Raw genomic sequence first — 17087 nt, 5'->3', positions numbered from 1 at the left:
CTTTTTTGCTGCCAAAGCTGCTCCGCTGCGTCCGCCCCCATCGTACCTTACCCCTATGAACATCGTCAACAATACCAGCAACCTTCGCTTCGAAACCGACCAGGACGGCCAGCTCGCCTACCTCGAATACAGGATCTCCGGCCGCCAGAGCCTTGGCGACGGCGCGCTCCACGACGGTAAGATCATGCTGATGCACACCTGGGTGCCCGAGGCCATCGGCGGCCGCGGCATCGCCGGCGCCCTGGCGCAATACGCCTTCGACTATGCCAAAGCCGAAGGCCTTCCCGTGGTCGTGTACTGCCCCTACGTCAAAGTGTGGCTGGAGCGGCACGCTTCTTATAAGAACCAGGTAGTAACCCCCTGACACCCTTAAAATCATCTTATATGAAACCCAGTACCTCCCTTCGCGCCGCCCTCGCCGCCCTCCTTCTCGGCGGCGGCATTCTTGTGTCCGCCTTTGGCCCCAGCCCCAGCACCGGCCGCCCCGCCGCCGAAGCGTCAGCAAAGGCCCCCAAAAACTACCGCGTCATCTACGACACCGACCTGCAGCGCCTCGTCACCAACGTCCACGAGGCCATGGTCGCCAACTGGCAGGTCGCCGGCGGCATCGCCGTCTATGTGTCGGAAGGCAAGGTGCGCTATGCGCAGGCGATGATCGCCAATTGACCAGGCGAACAAGGAACAAGGAGTTAAGAACAGGGAAGGGCCAAATGCCTTCTCCATTCCTTGTTCCTTGTTCCTTGTTCTTCTGTTCTGTCGGCTTGCATCGTATCTTTATATTCCCCCACCGTAAAAACTCCGATGCCCGGCCACGATCCAATACCCGCCCCAACCCCGGTCTATCCTTCCGCGGCCCAGCTGCGTAACCTCTTCGACTCCTCCCCCGACGTCATCTGCCTCTTCGACCGCGAGGGCCGCTTCGTGGCCGTCAGCGCCGCCGCCCGCCGCTGCTGGGGCTACGAGCCCGCCGACCTGATCGGGCGCTCCAGCCTCGACCTCGTACACCCCGACGACCGCGCCGCCACGTGCGCCGCCGCGGCCGCCCTCCTCACAGCTGCGTCGGCCCAACACTTCGAAAACCGCTACCGCCGCGCCGACGGTTCTGTTGTCTACCTGCTCTGGTCGGGGCACTGGAACGCCACCGAAGGCCTCGTTTACGCCATCGCCCGCGACATCAGCGCCCAGCGCCTCCAGGAAGCCGAAGCCAGCTCCTGGCGCGCGGCCGCCCGCCAGCAGCAGGAAACGCTTTTCCGCCTCCAGCAGGAAACCGAGGAGGAGCTCCGCCGCTCCAACGAGCGCTTCCGCCTCGCCGCACGCACCGACGCCATCTACGACTGGGATATCCCTTCCAACGCGCTCCACTGGGGGGAAGGCCTGCAGACCATCTTCGGCTATGCCAGCCACGAGCTCCAGATGGACCAGTGGGAAGCCCGCGTTCACCCCGATGAGCGCGCCGCCCTCCTCCACAGCCTCGACCGCACGCTCCACGACCCGGCCGCCGACCACTGGGAAGCCGAGTACCAGCTGCTCCGCCCCGAAGGCGGCTGGCGCTTCGTGCACGAGATCGGCTACATCCTCCGCGACGCCGCCGGCAACGCCCTGCGTATGGTGGGCCGCCTCCGCGACATCTCCGGCCGCCGCCAGCGCGAGGCCGAACTCCGCAAGCTCTCCCTCATCGCCGAGCAAACCGAAGACGCCATCGTCATCACCAACGCCGCCAAGGAAACCACCTGGGTCAACGACGCCTTTACCCGCCTCACCGGCTATACCCTCGCCGACATGCAGGGCCGCCGTCCCGTTGCCGTACTCGAAGGCCCCGCCCTCGACCCGGCCACGATCGCCCGCGTCGACGCCGAGTATGCCCTGAAGCGCCCTTTCAGCCTCGAAGCCCTCAACTACCGCAAAGACGGCACGCCCTTCTGGAGCATCATCAGCATCGAGCCCGTGCTCGACGCCAACGGCAACGTGCTCGAATACTTCAGCATCCGCAAAGACATCACCGAGCGCAAGGAACTCGAACGCCAGCTGGAGCAGCAGCGCCAGCAGATGACCGCCGCCGTCATCGCCGCCCAGGAAAAAGAGCGCTCCGACATGAGCCAGGAGCTGCACGACAACGTCAACCAGGTGCTTACTACCGTTAAGTTGTACCAGGAGCTCCTCCTCACGGGTATCGGCGACCGCGAAGAGCTGGCCCGCAAGTCGATGACGCTCCTGCAGGAGTCGATCAACGAGATCCGCTCCATCTCCAAGCGCCTCTCCGCCCCCTCCCTCGGCAAGATCCGCCTGCACGAATCGGTACGTGAGCTCGCCGACGCCGTGGCCGCCACCAACAAGCTCCGGATCTGGCTCGACACGGCCGCCATCCAGCACTATGAAGCGCCGCAGCAGCTCCACATCACGCTCTACCGCATCCTCCAGGAGCAGCTCACCAACATCCTCAAGCACGCCGGCGCCTCCGAAGCCTGGCTTTCCTTCAGCATCGGAGAGGGCAGCCTCCGCATGACCCTCAGCGACAACGGCGCCGGCTTCGACCCCACGCGCCACCACGCCGGCATCGGCCTCAACAACATCCGCAGCCGCGCCGAAAGCCTCGGCGGCCGCGTCGACCTGCAAAGCAGCCCCGGCATGGGCTGCCGGCTCACGGTCAGCCTGCTGCTATTATCCTGATTGTACATAAGCCCCCGACGGTCTGCAGCCACATAGATCATCCTTCTCCACGGGGACCCTGCACCCCGCGTTCCGCGGGGCAGACCCAATGCCCGTCCCCGGCCACCAAACGAGCATCCCTTCGGGATGCGCACCCGATGGCCCGCTTTGACAAACCGGCGTAGCCGCGTCCCTAAAAACCCGTATCCCAACGGGTGCCTGCCTCGTAAACCCCCGAAGCTCCATAACCAATCCCGGCGCATCCCAAAGGGATGCCCGTACCGTAAACCCCGCGGTTCATGCCCCCCGCATCCCGAAGGGATGCTCGTTTGGTAGAACATGCGATTCAAAACCACCCCGCACCCCGAAGGGGTGCCACACCCCCTCTCCTTTAGGAGAGGGGGCAGGGGCTGAGGTCCTTACGGGCCACCGCCGTATTTTCACATATCCCTCACATCCGGAAACCATTACGCCAACGTAGGGAGGCTTCACCGATGGGCTGGGCCTTCCGGACGAACGGTACCTCCCGGATGAGTGGATTTGATTAGTTTCGTCGGGAATCAATCCAACCCTACCCCTGCGGCCGTTCTCGCAATGCCGGATCGTTCTGTCTTTATGAAAACACACCGACTGGACTCCCTGCCCGCCTCCTATGCTTCCGCGCTGGAAGACCTGCTCGCCAGCCTGGACGAGTCGCTGGCCGTCGTCGGGCCCGACCTTCGGATCATTGCGTTTAACGAAGCCGCCTGCAACTCCTTCCGCGAGCTCCATGGCCGCGAGTTGGCCGTTGGCCTCCCCGCGCTCGACCTGCTCCGCCCCGCCGACGTCGAATCCTTCCGCCAGATCTTCCAGGACGTGCTCCACGGCCACAAGCGCGTCGTCGAGCACAGCCACCGCCTCGAGGGCGGCGGCCTCCGCGTTTACCGCAACCACCTGCGCCCCTTCGTCCAGGGCGGCAGCGTCGCCGGCATCATCGTACACGCCCGCGACATCAGCGACCAATACCGCTCCGAGCAGGCCCTCCGCGAAAGCAATGCGCGCTTTGGCCGCGCCGCCGAAGCCTCCTTCGATATGATCTGGGAGCACGACCTCCGCACCCACCGCCTCAGCCTCAGCGAGCAGTTTTTCCGCCAGCTCGGTTACCCCGAGCCGGAAATGGACGCCCGATACTTCCGCGTCGCCGTCATTCACCCCGACGACGCCGCCGCCGTTCGCGACAAGGTCACCGCCTTCCTCGCCTCGGGCCGCACCCACCTCTATTATCCCCCGCACCGCCTCCGCAAGATCAGCGGTGACTATATTTTCGTGGAAGCCCACGCCATCGTCTCCCGCGACGAGCACGGCGTTCCCTACCTCCTTACCGGCGTTACCCGCGATATCACCGCGCAGCACCTCCTCGCCGAGGAGCTCCGCGAAAGCCACCGGCGGTTCGAGCTCGCCGCCCGCGCCTCCGTAGACCTCATCTTCGAGGCCGATATGACCACCGGCGCCCTCAGCCACAACGACGTGCTCCACACGGTGTACGGCTATGCCCCGGGCGAGCTGTCGATCGCCGAGCGCTCCACCGAGCTCATTCACCCCGACGACTTCCCGACGTACACCCGCGCGATAGAAGAAGCGCTCGCCGCCGGCCACAGCCACGTGCATGTGCCGGTGCTTCGCCTCCGCAAAAAGAATGGCGACATCGTGTATACGGAGATAAAAGCGCTGCTGATCTGCGACGAGCAGGGCCGCCTGCTGAAGCGCATTGGCTCGGCGCGCGACATCACGCGGCAACACCTAAACGAGCTCGAGCTTCACTCGCTCAACCAGCAGCTCGAGCGGCAGGCCACTGCGCTGCAGGAAAGCATGGAGCGTCACACCCTCGTGTCGCGCGCTACCTCCGACGTGGTGTGGGACTGGAACCTGCTGACCAACGAGAACTGGTTCAACGACAACTTCGAGCTGCTCTTCGGCAACCGCAGCACCTCGTCGCCCGATATCAGCGCCTGGGAAGACCGTCTCCACCCCGACGACCGCGAGCGCATCCTCGACAGCGTCGACGCCGCCATTCATTCCGGCGAGCCCTACTGGGAAGGCGAATACCGCTTCCGCAAGGCCGATGGCTCCTGGGCCCACATCCTCGATCGCGGCCACACCCTCTACAACGAGCAGGGCGAGCCCGTGCGAATGATCGGCTCGATGCAGGATATCTCGCACCTCCGCGCCCTCCAGGAAGAAATTCTGCAAAAGCAGCTGCGCTACCAGCGGCATATCACGGAAGCCGCCCTCCGCTCGCAGGAACAGGAGCGCGCCACCCTGGGCCGCGAGCTCCACGACAACATCAACCAGATCCTGGCCTCCTGCAAGCTGTTGACCGAAATGGCGCTGCGCGAGGAAAACCTCCGCGACCTGCTGCTCGAGCGCACCCACAACCAGCTGGTCACCGTCATCAACGAGATCCGCAGCCTCTCCCATTCGCTGGTGCCGCCAGCCCTCGGCGACATCGGCCTCGAGGGCGCCCTTCGCGAGCTCACCGGCTGCAAAAGCGTTTCGGGCGACACCCTCGTGCACCTGTCGGTTAGCGGTTGTACGCAGCGTCTCGACGACGAGATCGCCCTCATGCTCTACCGCGTAGCGCAGGAAGCCCTCCACAACATCCAGAAATACGCAAAGGCCACCGAGATCCACATCAACCTTACCCGGACCGCCCACAACGTGCAGTTGCGCATCGCCGACAACGGCATCGGCTTCGACCCCGCCACCCGAAAGGAAGGCATCGGTCTCCGCAACATCCGCACGCGCATCCAGCTGCACCAGGGCGACCTTCAGCTCGACGCCGCTCCCGGCAAGGGCTGTGCGCTCACCATCCGAATTCCGCTGGCCGCTACATCCTGAACTGCGGCGCGTAGCGCCGCCACTTTATTGCACCGGACCTCGGTCCGGTTTCGATAAAATACTGCTTTCTGGGTATGGGACAACGCCTCCCGCGCCCACTACCTTGCTGCTACAAAACCCTGGTAGTATGAAACAGTTCCTCGCCCCCGTATTGGCCCTGCTCCTGCCGGTGCTTGCCGGCGCACAGGAGTACCGCTTCGCCTGCTTCTACGGCGAAACCGCCAACCCCGACGCACTCTGTCTTCGGATGCGCTCCTTCAGCGCCACGCCCTCCGGCGATGCCGCCGACGCCGTCCGCAACATCCTCCGCCCCATCGGCCTCGCGCCCAACTTCGTGCTGGTGCCCTGCGACAACATCCAGAACGCCGCGGCCGTCACCCTCGACGACGGCTTCCGCTACATTGTATACGACCGCAGCTTCATGGACGCCATCGCCCACCGCGCCCAGACAGCATGGAGCTCCACCGCCATCCTGGCCCACGAGATCGGCCATCACCTGCAGGGCCACACGACCACCGGCAGCAACAGCTCGCTCGCCCAGCGCCGGCGCCAGGAGCTCGAAGCCGACGAATTTTCGGGCTTCGTGCTGCAAAAGCTTGGTGCGAGCCTCGAGCAGGCACAGGCCGCAATGCAGCAGCTTCCCGAGCCCGAAGACGAAAGCCGCAGCGACCACCCGCTCCGCTGGCGCCGCCTCGCCGCCATCAAGGCCGGCTACGACCGCGCCGCCAGTAACGAGCCCGCCACCAGCCCGCAGGAGCCGGCGCCCTCGACGCCTTCAGGTGGGCCTTCACGCGAAGAGCCCTCAACCACGCACAGCGGGCTGGAGCGGCACGACATCCTGAGTGGCACCGAATTTCCCTCGCTCCGCGCCGCTTGGGACGCTGGCTTCCAGATGAGCGAAGCCGTATGGGCCAGGGGCAACTGGTATGTATTCCTGAAGAAGTCGGAAGAAAGTGGCAACCAGAGCTACCGCGTACGCAATGCCTTTCCGTCGGCCGATATCCGTGAGCTGTGGGATAAAAAGAAGAACGTAACGAGCATCAATTTTTACAACAACCAATGGGTCCTGGTGATGGGCGAGCAAGCCGGCAACCCCAACCAGCGCTGGCGCAAGCGGGCCGCCTGGCCCGCCGAAGAGATCCGCCAAAGCTGGAACGAAGGCTATTACATCAGCGATGTTACCTATGGCGACGGTGAGTATGTCGTGCTCTTCAACGACAAGGCCTCCATCGGGTACAGCGACCAGCAATACCATAGCAGCAAGGCCTTCCCCGAAGACAAGATCCGGGAGCTGTGGGCCGACGGCTACCGCATCAACGTGCTCAAGTTTCTCAACGGCGAGTGGATACTCGTGATGACCAAATACCGGGGCAGCGAATCGGTGACGCAACGCTGGAACACAGGCGACAGCTTCCCGCTCGATGCGCTCCTCCGCAACGAAGGCGACGGCTTCAGCCTCCGCAGCGCCGCCTTCGACGGAACCAGCTGGGCGATCGTGATGGACAAGTAAGGTGAGCGGTGAGCAAGTGAGCGGTGAGCGAAAAAGAAAAAAGCAGCCCTGGGGGCTGCTTTTTCAATTTGTTGGAAGCTGGATACGGTCGCTCACACGCTCACCGTTCACCTGCTCACTACGCCTGCTGGGGCTGCATATCGATCAGGGGCAGCACCGCGTTGTGCAGGAACGTACCCTTGAAGGTGGCGAACATCGCGCCGCGGGCGGTGGCGATGGCCTGGTTGGCGAGCAGATCGGTGAGAGGCTGCGGCACATTGAGGTTGCCGTTGTATTCGACCGTGATCACCTGCTCGAAGTTGGCGATCTCGAAGATGTTGCTCAGCACCATCGAGCCGAGGAGGTGCTGCTGGTCTTCGTTCTTGATCTCCACCTGTACGATCAGTACGAGGAGCTTATTGGGGGCGTCGGCTTTCGTATCGAGGTTGATGTTGAAATGAAAGTTGCCAATGTTGACATTGGGTTCCTGCGGAACGCTCACGGACGCATGGAGCACTTCCAGCGCCTTCAATTGCAGTTGGGGGATTACTTGTGCCATGGCGCGAAGGTAAGCCTGACGGGCATTGAATACTGACTATCGAAAAGTGATTATTTGCAGCGCTGCTCAGCCGTTGCCCACGCGCTGCAACTCCTCGCCCGCGCTCCCGCTGCGCTTTGCCTGCTTGAAGGCCTTGCCGAAACGCCAGCTGAAGTTGAGGGCCACAACACGGGTATCGCGGGTAAGCTTGAACCACTCGGTGGCGCCGGTAAACTGCGTGTTGCCCTTCATCCACTGCGTGTACAGCAGGTCGCGGCCTGCGAGGCGCAGGGTGCCGGCACCCTTCAGGATCGTCTTCGACACACCCACCGACAGCTGCCCGGCCGGGTCAACGAGCTCCTGGATGTCGTTCTGGCTGCGGCTCACATATTGCCCCGACAACTCCGCCGACCAGCCTTTGCCGAAGCGGAAACTGTTCGTCATCGACAGGGTTCCCTGCGCGATCTGCGCTGTATACGCATGCCCGATAAAGCCTTCCTGCCACTTGTGCTGCAGCAGCACGCTGGCCGTGAGGCTCCAGCATTTTGCCGGCTCGCGCTGCACACCCACACTCGCGCTGAAAACCTGCAGGCGTCCCAGGTTTCCCTCGGTGTACACCACGATGCCACCATCTTCCACCGGGAATAGCTGCGCAAAGTAATCCGTAGTAATACTGTAGCCGGCACTCGTAAGCAACCAGCCCCGGTAGTTGTGCGCCAGCTCTATGTTCCAGCTGTATTGCGGGCGGAAGTAGGGGTTCCCGCGCTGCACCGTGTACTTGTTGATGAAGAAGCTGAAGGGATTGAGCTTCTGGAACGGCGGCCGGTCGATGCGGCGGCCGGCGCTCAGCGTAAAGCTGTTGTTGCTGTCCGCTGCCAGCGTTACGAGCAGCGTCGGGAAAAGCGAAGAATAGCTCCGCGAGAAGGCGGAGTCCTTTACGAAGCCGTTGCCCAGCTGCCGCGCGTCGTAGCTCGTAGCCTCGAAGCGAAGGCCGCCCTGCACTGTCCAGCGGGACCCTTTCCATTCGGCCGAGCCATAGCCCGCGCCGATACGCTCCTGGTATACAAAGTGATTGCTCCGGCCCATATCGGGATGCCAGCCGCCGCCTTCGTTGGCTTCGTAGCGCACCTCGTTGTCGGTATGGATGCCGGCCCAGCGCGCGCCGGTTTCGAAATTCCAGGAGCCGGCACGTGCGTTGTAATCGGCGCGGGCCGAAAGGATCCGCAGTGCGCCCGGCGCATCGGAGCGGTAGGCCTGCGCGGCGCTGCTGCCCGCCACGGCACTGTTGTCGAAATACTGGCCGCCCTGCATGCCATACCACTGCCCGTCGAGATCGACGCTGAGGCCACGGCTGGCGCTGAAGGAGTGACGGAGGCCCAAACCGAGGCCTCCGTTATGCCACTTGCTCGCCGTGCTGCTGTTGGTGCGCATTGTGGAATCAGGTTGGCCCGTGGGCGTCTTCCAGTTCGCTTCATTATTGCCATCGCTTGTGCGCTTCAGCAGGAGCCCGTTGGCCGCGAAATAGAGGCTCGTTTTCTTCGTCGCCGCGAAGTCGGCGTTGGCGCGCAGGTTGTGCGTGTAGTTGTTGCCGGTCAGCAGCGAGAGTTGCTCGGCCACCGACACGGGCGCGCCCGAACTGTTGTAATAAGTGCGCAAGGCATCGATGCGGGTAAAGCCGCGGCCGGCATTGAGGCTATAGCTTGTGCCGATGCTCCAGCGGTCGCGGCGCCAGGCCAGCTGCAAGCTGTTATTCGTCTTGGCATAGCGGCCCTGCGTGATGCCCGTGGACACCGACCCGTTGAAGCCCTTTTGCCGCGTGCGCTTCGTGATGATGTTGATGACACCCGCGCCGCCGGCCGCCTCGTAGCGCGCCGGGGGCTGGTCGAGCAATTCGATCTGGCTGATGTTGGAGGCGCTCATGCCCTGGAGCAGGGTGGCGAGCTCGGCGCCCGACAGGTTGCTCGGCTTACCATCGATATACACATTCACGCCGCTGCGTCCCTTAAGCGCGAGGTTGCCGTCTTTGTCGACGCTCACACCGGGAAGCCGCTCGAGCGCCTCCGACACCGTGCTGCCCACGGATGTGATGGAGCTCTCGAGGTTCACGACCGTTTTGCCCGGCTTCTGCTCAATAAACGGACGACGTGCGGCAACGGTTATCCCGGCCAGCGTGCCCGCGGGCTCCAGCTGCAGCGCGTACGTATAACTACTGTCTGCCGTCGCAACCGTAAAGGGCGATGTTATTGCCCGCGCAAAGCCCACGTGGCTGGCGCGGAGAAAATAAGTTCCGGCCGCGACCCCGCCAAAATGTGCGGAGCCGTCCGCATCGGTAGCGCCGATCTTGACCAGCGACGAGTCGGGAAGCTTCCGTAGTTCTACGGTAGCGGAAGGAAGCGCGGCTGCGGCATCGCGCACGTTGAGGCGGATGCTGGCAGCCCCTTGTGCCCGGGCGCCGGAGCAGGCTGCCGTCGCGAGCAGCAGGAAGGCGAGGTGTTTTTCGAACGCGTACATAGCGGAAAGCTACCCAAAAGCGGGCGGCGGCGGGAGCAGCTTTGGGCGGGCGGCGCCTGCAGCACGATGGCCTGTCCGCATTTTACATGAATGGAGATCGTGCTGTTTGCCCTGGTATCTGTTCCGTAGGTGGAGGTTCCCCCGAAGGCCAAAAGTGTGCCCCGGTCGCATTTCCAATTTTAACGCAGAGAAGCAAAGTGGACTTTGACGCGAAGGAGGAAAAGATGCAAAGGAGCGTTCCTATGCGCAACAGAACCTTGGGGCGCTCTTTCTTACGCCAATGGCCTGAAAGCAAGCAGCCTTCTATTTACCTTCTCCGACCTGAAAACGCAGCTCCGTGTCCGCTGCGAAACGCTCCGTGCCCTCTGCGAGGGAATGAGGCTGCCTATTGCACACTATCGCCCCCGAAAAATCCCAGCGTTTGTTGGTTAAAACATCATGGCCACAATCATCGGGCGCGCCAACTTCACAGCAAACAATTGCTTATGGTTTCCCAAGAGATCGATGCCCTCGAGCTGTACCCCGCGCTGAAGCGGCGCTGGGGCCGGCAACTGCGCAAAAGCCTCCGCTCCGTGCTGCTCCGCCAAACGCCCGACTGGGTGGATGTGCAGCTACGCTTCCGCAACGGCGCCGAGCGTTTCTATTTTCTCGGCTTCCTCTGTGCCGGCGCCGAGCCGCTCTTCCTCCCCGAATATGATATCGTCGACAACGCCGAGCTCTTTCTCCGCCTCGATGCGCTCACCCTCGGGCACTGCATCCGCGGCCTGTTTCGCCGCGCCGTGCTGCGGCAATGGGATAGCTTGCTGGAGACGGGATTGGACGCCAACGATCGGTACCTTTGCTCCTTCTGATGCAGCTAACCGCCGAACAAAACGCCATCCTCGCCGCCAGCGGCCACCTCAAGATCAACGCCGTGGCCGGCTCGGGCAAAACCACGACGCTGATCCAATACGCCGCCTCGCGCCCCGCCGGCAGCCGTATCCTCTACCTCGCCTTTAACCGTACCGTGCGCAACGAGGCCGCCGCCCGCTTCGCCGCCCTGGGGCTGACCAACGTACGCGTCGAAACGGCCCACTCGCTGGCCTACCGCCACGTGGTGACGCGCAGCGGCTACCGCGTGCGGGCCTCCGGCTACAACACCCGCGAGATCGCCGGCCTGCTGGGCCTGCAGCTGAGCGGCGAAAAGCACGGCGCCTACATCCTCGCCAACCACGTGGCGAAATTCGTGGCCCACTTCTGCAACAGCGCTGAGGAAAAGGTGACCGACATCGATTACACCGCCTGCGTTCAGGACGAAAAAGCACAGGCCTTTGTGCGCAGCCATTACGCCTCCATCGAAAAGGGCACGCGACTATTGCTGTCGAAAATGGATAAGGGAGAGATCGAGTGCACGCACGACTTCTACCTCAAAAAATTCCAGCTTCAGCGCCCGCAACTGCCCTTCGACTATATTCTCTTCGACGAGGGCCAGGATGCCTCGCCTGCCATGCTCGATGTGTTTCTGCAGCAGCCGGCCACCAAGCTGATCGTCGGCGATGCCCACCAGCAGATCTACAGCTGGCGCGGCGCCGTCAACGCGCTGGAGGCCGTGCCCTTTGCAGCATACGGGCTTACGGCTTCCTTCCGCTTCGGGCCCGATATCGCGCGGCTCGCCGTCCAGGTTCTTTCCTGGAAAGGCTACTTCGGCGACATACCGCTCATCGACATCAAAGGCAACGGGAAACCCAAGGGCGAGGGAGGGGCGGCCACCATCGCCCGCAGCAACCTCGGGCTGCTGCTGGCCGCCATCCGCTTTATTACCGACAACCGCTCGGTGGAGCATATCTATTTCGAAGGAAATATCAACTCCTATACCTACGCCGAGGAAGGCGCCTCGCTGTACGACGTACTGTATTTATACAATGGCCAGCCCGACAAGGTGCGCGACCCGCTGCTCCGCGAGCTCGGGAGCCTCGAAGGACTCGAAGAATATATCGAGAAGACGGAGGAAGCCGGCCTGGCAACGCTGCTGGAGATCGTGCGCGAGTATGGCAACGAGATCTTCGACCTGCTCCGCGCCCTCAAAGCCCGCCACGTGGGCGACACGGAGCGGCACAAGGCCGGGATGATCTTCTCCACCGTGCACCGCGCCAAGGGCATGGAGTACGATACCGTTCACGTCGCCGCCGACTTCGTTACCGAAGCCAAGCTGGAGCGCCTTGCTTCGAAGAAGGAACCGCTCAACAGGGTGCGCACCTTCGAGGAGATCAACCTCCTCTACGTAGCACTCACCCGCGCCCGCAAGGAGCTGCACATCCCAGAGTCGCTGCTGCCGAAAGGCTACGTGGCCTCGCCCGCGGTAACGGTGATCAAGACGCCGCAGTCGGCGCTTACCGGGCTCCAGCGCGACATCGAGGCGCGCCATACGCCCTATGCGAAGAAGGGTGCTGCGAAGCGCTCCTTTCTCGAAAGCCGGCTGCAGAGCAAGAACGCCTACGAGCCCTGGACCCCCGATACGGACGCCGAGCTGCGCCGGCTCTTTCACCAGGGTCGCTCCCTGACCGACCTGTCGGCGCACTTCGGCCGCAACAAGGGTGCGATCCTGTCGCGCCTGCGCAAGCTGGGCAGCCTCGGCGAGGAGGGCTAAAAAAAAAGAGACGCAGGACTGCGTCTCTTAAAAGTATCGTGAGCGAAATGCTTCGCTTAATTACGGGAGTGTGAGGCTTACGCTTCTTCCTTAACGATGCTCAGCTTCTGGAAGTCGGAGCCGTGGAAGATGCGCGACAGGTTCATGTCTTTCGACTTCTTGTAGGCGTCAAGGTTGGTCTTGGTCACGATGCGCCAGAAGTTCTTCGAGCTGAGGTCGCTGTAATCTCGGTCCTTGATAAAGAGGCCTTGGATGGCATCCCGCTTTTTAAAGGAAATCTTGAAAGGGGCTTCGATAGAGTGGCGGGTCAGGAATGTTTGAATTTCTTCTGTGGTCATTGTTTGAATTTAGGAACATCCGGGAATGCGCGGAGAACCACCGCGTTTCTGCCTCCGGAGCGACCGCTGGAAGCGGGCCGGCCGTCGCTGAAGGCTTCGGCTGACAGGGCTGGGGAGGGCCGTAAAGCTAAGGTTTTTGGGCCGGTAGCCGCTGTTAAAACCCTTTAACACCGCGTTTTAAACGGGAAATACCCCTATAGCAGACCCGGAATCGACCCGTCCGCCGCCCTTTACAGGAACCCCTGAGCCTGCTTCAGCGGCAGCACGATGATGAATTCGGCCCCGCCGTCTCCCTGGCTGGCAGCACGGATGCTGCCCCCGTGCCGCTGCACGATCCGGCGGCACAGCGACAGCCCCAACCCGGTTCCCTCGTACTGGTCTTTTGAATTGAGGCGGGTAAAGGGCTCGAAGATCCGCTCGGCCTGCCCCTGGCTGAAGCCGATGCCGTTGTCGGCAAACCGGATCTCTACGGCCTCGTCCCGGGCTGCGGCGCTGATCATGATCTCGGGCGGCACCCCGGCACGCGCAAACTTCAGGGCATTGTTCAACAGGTTGTAAAAAAGCTGGTAGAGCAGCACCGTCGCGCCTTCGAGTACCGGAAGGTTGCCGTAGCGTATTGTCGCCTTCTTTTGCGTAATGGGGATCTCCAGGTCCTGCTCGATCTGCCGCAGCACGCTGTTGAGCGCCACCGGCTCGGTGGGCTTGCCCGCGGCGTTGAGCATCGAGTAATTGAGCACGCCTTCGATCATCGCGTACATCCGGTCGGCGGCGGAGTTGATCTTTTGCAGGAAGCCGCGGCTGCGGTCGGAGAATTCCGTTTCGGGGTCGTCCACGAGGCGGCTGATGAAGGTCTTCACCTTGCGGAGCGGCTCCTTGAGGTCGTGCGAGGCCACGTGGGCAAACTGCTGCAGGTCCTGGTTGGACTGCTGCAGGTCACTGTTCAGGGTTTCGAGCTCGCGCGTACGGCGGGCCACTTCCACTTCGAGGTTATGCTCGCTCTCCTGGAGACGCTTGCGCGCGCGCACCGATTCCGAAACGTCGATCCCTACACCCACGATGCCGTCAATGCGGCCGTCGGGATGGCGAAGGGGCTCGTATATGAAATTGACGTACAGCGTTTCCGGGCGGCCATGCCGGTGGAGCTCGATCGGCATTTCGTTGGCTACAAAGGGCGTCCCGGTTTTATACACACCTTCAAGGATGGCACCGAAGCCCTGGCCAATGAGTTCCGGGAAGGCTTCCAGCGCCGGCTTGTTGCGCACCGCGTCGCCGGGTTTGCCCCAAAGCTCGAGGGCGCGCTCGTTGGCCAGCTCGATAACGAGGTTCGGGCCGCGGAGAATGGTCATCGCCACCGGCGCCTGCAAAATCACCTGGCGGAGGTTTTGCTCGGCAACGCGGCGGCTTTCCGCGATCTTGATATTGGCTTCCACGCGGGCCACGAGCTCGCGTGCCGAAAAGGGCTTGACGAGGTAATCGTCCGCACCGGCATCGAGGCCTTCCACCTTGGCTTCCTCGCCCGCCCGGGCCGACAGGAAGATGACCGGCGTGTTCTTGAGATCGGGATGGGCGCGCACTTTCTGCAACAGCCCGTACCCGTCGAGTCGGGGCATCATGATATCAGACAGCACGAGGTCGGGGCGCTCGGTCTCGAGCAACTCCAGCGCTTCCAGCCCGTCGCGAACGGTAACCACCCGAAACGAGTGGCTGAGCAGCCGCTGGATGTAGGCACGCATATCGGTATTGTCGTCGGCAAGCAGGATCGTAGGGCGTTTGCCGTCCTTACTGGGTCGCTCTTCCGGCACTGCGGCACCGATGCCCGCTTCGGGAATCCATTTCAGCGCTTCCATCAGGAATACATCTGAATGACGGGGCCCGGCTGCCTGGCCCGCCACGATGCGGTCGGCCGGAAGGTGGGCGCGGCCTTTGGGCAGCTGCACGGTAAACCGGGAGCCGGTGCCGGGCGTGCTTTCTACGTGAATGCTGCCGCCGTGCAGGCGCACAAGCTCGCGCACCATAGCCAGCCCGATGCCGGTGCCTTCCTGGCTCCGGCCACCGCGGCTCTCGATGCGGTGAAAGCGGTCGAATACCTTCGAAAGCTGGTCTTCGGCAATGCCGATCCCGGTGTCTTCCACGCTCACCGTGATAACATGGCCCGCATCCTGAACCTGCACGGTGATGGTACCCTCGCTGCTGTATTTGAAGGCGTTGCTGAGCAGGTTGAGAACGATCCGCTCCCACATTTCGGTATCAACATAAACTGCACTCTGTTCCTGGTCGGATTCGAAGCGAAGCTCCATCCCCGCCTTTTCCACTGCCGAGCGGAAGGTGCTGGCCAGGTCGCGCGTGAGGGCCACGATATCGGCACGCATGAAGCTTCCTTCAAGACGGCCCGCTTCGATCCGCGAAAACTCGAGCAGTGTATTCACCAGCTTCTGCAGGCGAAGACCGTTGCGGTAGGCAACATCCATCCGCTCGCGGTTGACCGGTATCGTCCCCGGGTCCTGAAGCGCATCTTCCACGGGCCCGAGCAGCAGCGTCAGCGGTGTGCGGAACTCATGGCTGATGTTGGAGAAGAAGGTTGTCTTGGCCCGGTCGATCTCGGCCAGCGCTTCGGCCCGCTTCCGCTCTTCCTCGAGCAGCCCCACGTCGGCAAAGCTGTTGGCGACCCGGTCGGCGAGCAGCGAAAAAAAGCTTCGGTACGCTTCATCGACAAGGCGGTAGGGATTGAGACCAAAAACGAGGAAGCCATACGGCTCCTTGCCCGAGGCAGCAATGGGCAGCACGGCCACCTGCGCCGGCGGGATGCTCCAGGCGCCGTTGGGAAGTGAACCCGCGCCCGTATGTGCGCTCTCCAGCACCTGCAGGCTCCGCGTTGCGGTAGCCGCCGCGATAGCGGTAGCGAGGGCGTCATCGCCCCGGAGCGGGATGCTTTCGGGCAGCCGAACCTCGTCAACAGTTCTGCCGCGTCGTTGCGCGACGCCGTCGCGGAGCTCGTAATACAGCGCAAAGGGGAAGTCATGCCGGTTCTGCGCCAGCGCGCCGAGGGTTTTTTCGAACACCTCTTCGGCCGTTTTGGAATCGGTAAGCTGGTTTCCGAGCCGCGTAAGCGTGCGCAGCTGGCGCTCGCTGATGATCCGCTCGGTATCGTCGGTATTGGCGCAGATCATCCCTGCCGGTCGCCCGTCATCGCCGGGGATGGGAGTGTACGAAAATGTATAGTAGGTCTCTTCCGGGTAGCCGTTGCGCTCCATGATCAGGAGCTGCGACTCCACGTAGGTGCCCTGGTCGTCGTTCATCACGGTGTCGAGCATCGGCTCGATCTCCCGCCAGATGTCGCGCCACACCTGTGCGGCGGGCTGCCCCAGTGCCCAGGGGTGCTTGCCCCCCACGATGGCTTTGTACGGATCGTTATAGAGCTTGATCAGCTCGCGGCCCCAGCCGATCCAGATGGGCTGGCGCGAGGCGAGCATAATGCGGACACAGGTGCGGAGGCTTTGTGGCCATTGGCTCACCGGTCCGAGCGCGGTATCCGCCCAATCGAAACTGCGAATGCGCTCACCGAGTTCCCCGCCGCCAAGCAGGAAATCCGGGATGGGTTTTTGAAGGTCAGAAGAGGCCATAGGGTAAGGGTCAATGACTTAAAGATAGGTCATTGATCTCCTTCTTCCTGTAAACCAATCTGATCGGGGGTCGTTACTTCGAGCTGCGGACGACCGTCCACTAGCGTAAGTTTGCCGTAAAAGCAAAGCGCCCCATCGCCATACAGGAGCTCCACCGGCTTGGGAAAATTCTTCCGGTCCTTTTCCCAGATCACTACCGACAACTGGTGGTTGGGATAAGGCTTCCCGAAGTAAAAAACCGTGGGCTTGCCCTGCACCTGCACGTAGTAGCGCGACGACCGCACGGTAGCGCAGATCCGCACGGAGTCACCAATATGGCTCGCGGCTTCATCAACCTTGATCGTGGTACGCTGGGCGGAAGCGCCGGCGGCGGCGCCAAGAAGCAGGGCAAGCAGGATCAGTCGCATAGCAATGGTTTTGGAGGGCTAATGTAACAAAAAAG

At 62.6% G+C, this 17087-nt stretch carries 12 protein-coding genes; 7 read left to right on the top strand and 5 right to left on the bottom strand.

Annotation, left to right across the window (positions count from 1 at the left end; translation table 11 throughout):
- Window positions 1-55 precede the first annotated feature (55 nt).
- The 5 genes from ACYU7Z_RS12375 to ACYU7Z_RS12355 all read left to right on the top strand — a co-directional run bounded on the left by ACYU7Z_RS12375 (window position 56) and on the right by ACYU7Z_RS12355 (window position 7033).
- Window positions 56-364 carry a GNAT family N-acetyltransferase gene (locus tag ACYU7Z_RS12375; protein WP_460570904.1) on the top strand — a complete coding sequence of 103 codons (309 nt, stop codon included), beginning with the start codon at window positions 56-58 and terminating at the stop codon, window positions 362-364.
- 20 nt (window positions 365-384) lie between these two features.
- Entirely contained in the window at window positions 385-666 is a 282-nt protein-coding gene (locus ACYU7Z_RS12370; protein ID WP_460570902.1) for a hypothetical protein, read from the top strand.
- A gap of 135 nt (window positions 667-801) precedes the next feature.
- Window positions 802-2667 (top strand): PAS domain S-box protein, encoded by a 1866-nt coding sequence (locus ACYU7Z_RS12365; RefSeq protein WP_460570901.1) that lies wholly within the window; start codon window positions 802-804, stop codon window positions 2665-2667.
- Between the two features lie 594 nt (window positions 2668-3261).
- Window positions 3262-5523, top strand: a complete 2262-nt coding sequence (locus ACYU7Z_RS12360) for a PAS domain-containing protein (RefSeq protein WP_460570899.1) — start codon at window positions 3262-3264, stop codon at window positions 5521-5523.
- Window positions 5524-5650: 127 nt separating this feature from the next.
- Window positions 5651-7033, top strand: coding sequence for a M48 family metalloprotease (locus tag ACYU7Z_RS12355; RefSeq protein WP_460570898.1), 1383 nt, complete (start codon window positions 5651-5653; stop codon window positions 7031-7033).
- Window positions 7034-7151: 118 nt separating this feature from the next.
- Here the strand turns inward: ACYU7Z_RS12355 and ACYU7Z_RS12350 are convergent, their stop codons facing one another.
- Both ACYU7Z_RS12350 and ACYU7Z_RS12345 read right to left on the bottom strand, forming a co-directional pair.
- Window positions 7152-7571, bottom strand: a complete 420-nt coding sequence (locus ACYU7Z_RS12350; RefSeq protein WP_460570897.1) for a hypothetical protein — start codon at window positions 7569-7571, stop codon at window positions 7152-7154.
- Window positions 7572-7637: 66 nt separating this feature from the next.
- Entirely contained in the window at window positions 7638-10061 is a 2424-nt protein-coding gene (locus ACYU7Z_RS12345) for an outer membrane beta-barrel protein (RefSeq protein ID WP_460570895.1), read from the bottom strand.
- Between the two features lie 485 nt (window positions 10062-10546).
- Between ACYU7Z_RS12345 and ACYU7Z_RS12340 the strand changes: the two genes are divergently transcribed.
- The gene (locus tag ACYU7Z_RS12340) at window positions 10547-10912 is read left to right on the top strand and encodes a hypothetical protein (protein WP_460570893.1); all 366 of its coding nucleotides are present in this window, start codon (window positions 10547-10549) and stop codon (window positions 10910-10912) included.
- On the top strand, window positions 10912-12687 hold the full coding sequence (locus ACYU7Z_RS12335; RefSeq protein WP_460570891.1) for a DEAD/DEAH box helicase: 1776 nt from the start codon (window positions 10912-10914) through the stop codon (window positions 12685-12687). The genes ACYU7Z_RS12340 and ACYU7Z_RS12335 overlap by 1 nt, the downstream gene beginning before the upstream one ends.
- 77 nt (window positions 12688-12764) lie before the next feature.
- Here the strand turns inward: ACYU7Z_RS12335 and ACYU7Z_RS12330 are convergent, their stop codons facing one another.
- From ACYU7Z_RS12330 to ACYU7Z_RS12320, 3 genes are all read right to left on the bottom strand, one after another.
- A complete protein-coding gene (locus ACYU7Z_RS12330) occupies window positions 12765-13025 on the bottom strand; it encodes a short-chain dehydrogenase (protein ID WP_460570889.1) in 261 nt (86 codons plus the stop codon).
- A 230-nt stretch (window positions 13026-13255) separates the two neighbouring features.
- Window positions 13256-16645: an ATP-binding protein gene (locus tag ACYU7Z_RS12325; protein ID WP_460570887.1), complete on the bottom strand. Its 3390-nt coding sequence runs from the start codon at window positions 16643-16645 to the stop codon at window positions 13256-13258.
- 29 nt (window positions 16646-16674) lie between these two features.
- On the bottom strand, window positions 16675-17052 hold the full coding sequence (locus ACYU7Z_RS12320; RefSeq protein WP_460570885.1) for a hypothetical protein: 378 nt from the start codon (window positions 17050-17052) through the stop codon (window positions 16675-16677).
- Between the last annotated feature and the right edge of the window lie 35 nt (window positions 17053-17087).

The sequence above is a fragment of the Flaviaestuariibacter terrae genome (assembly GCF_054777635.1).
The sequence above is the reverse complement of the archived record's forward strand: the minus strand, read 5'-3'. Positions and strand labels throughout refer to the sequence as shown.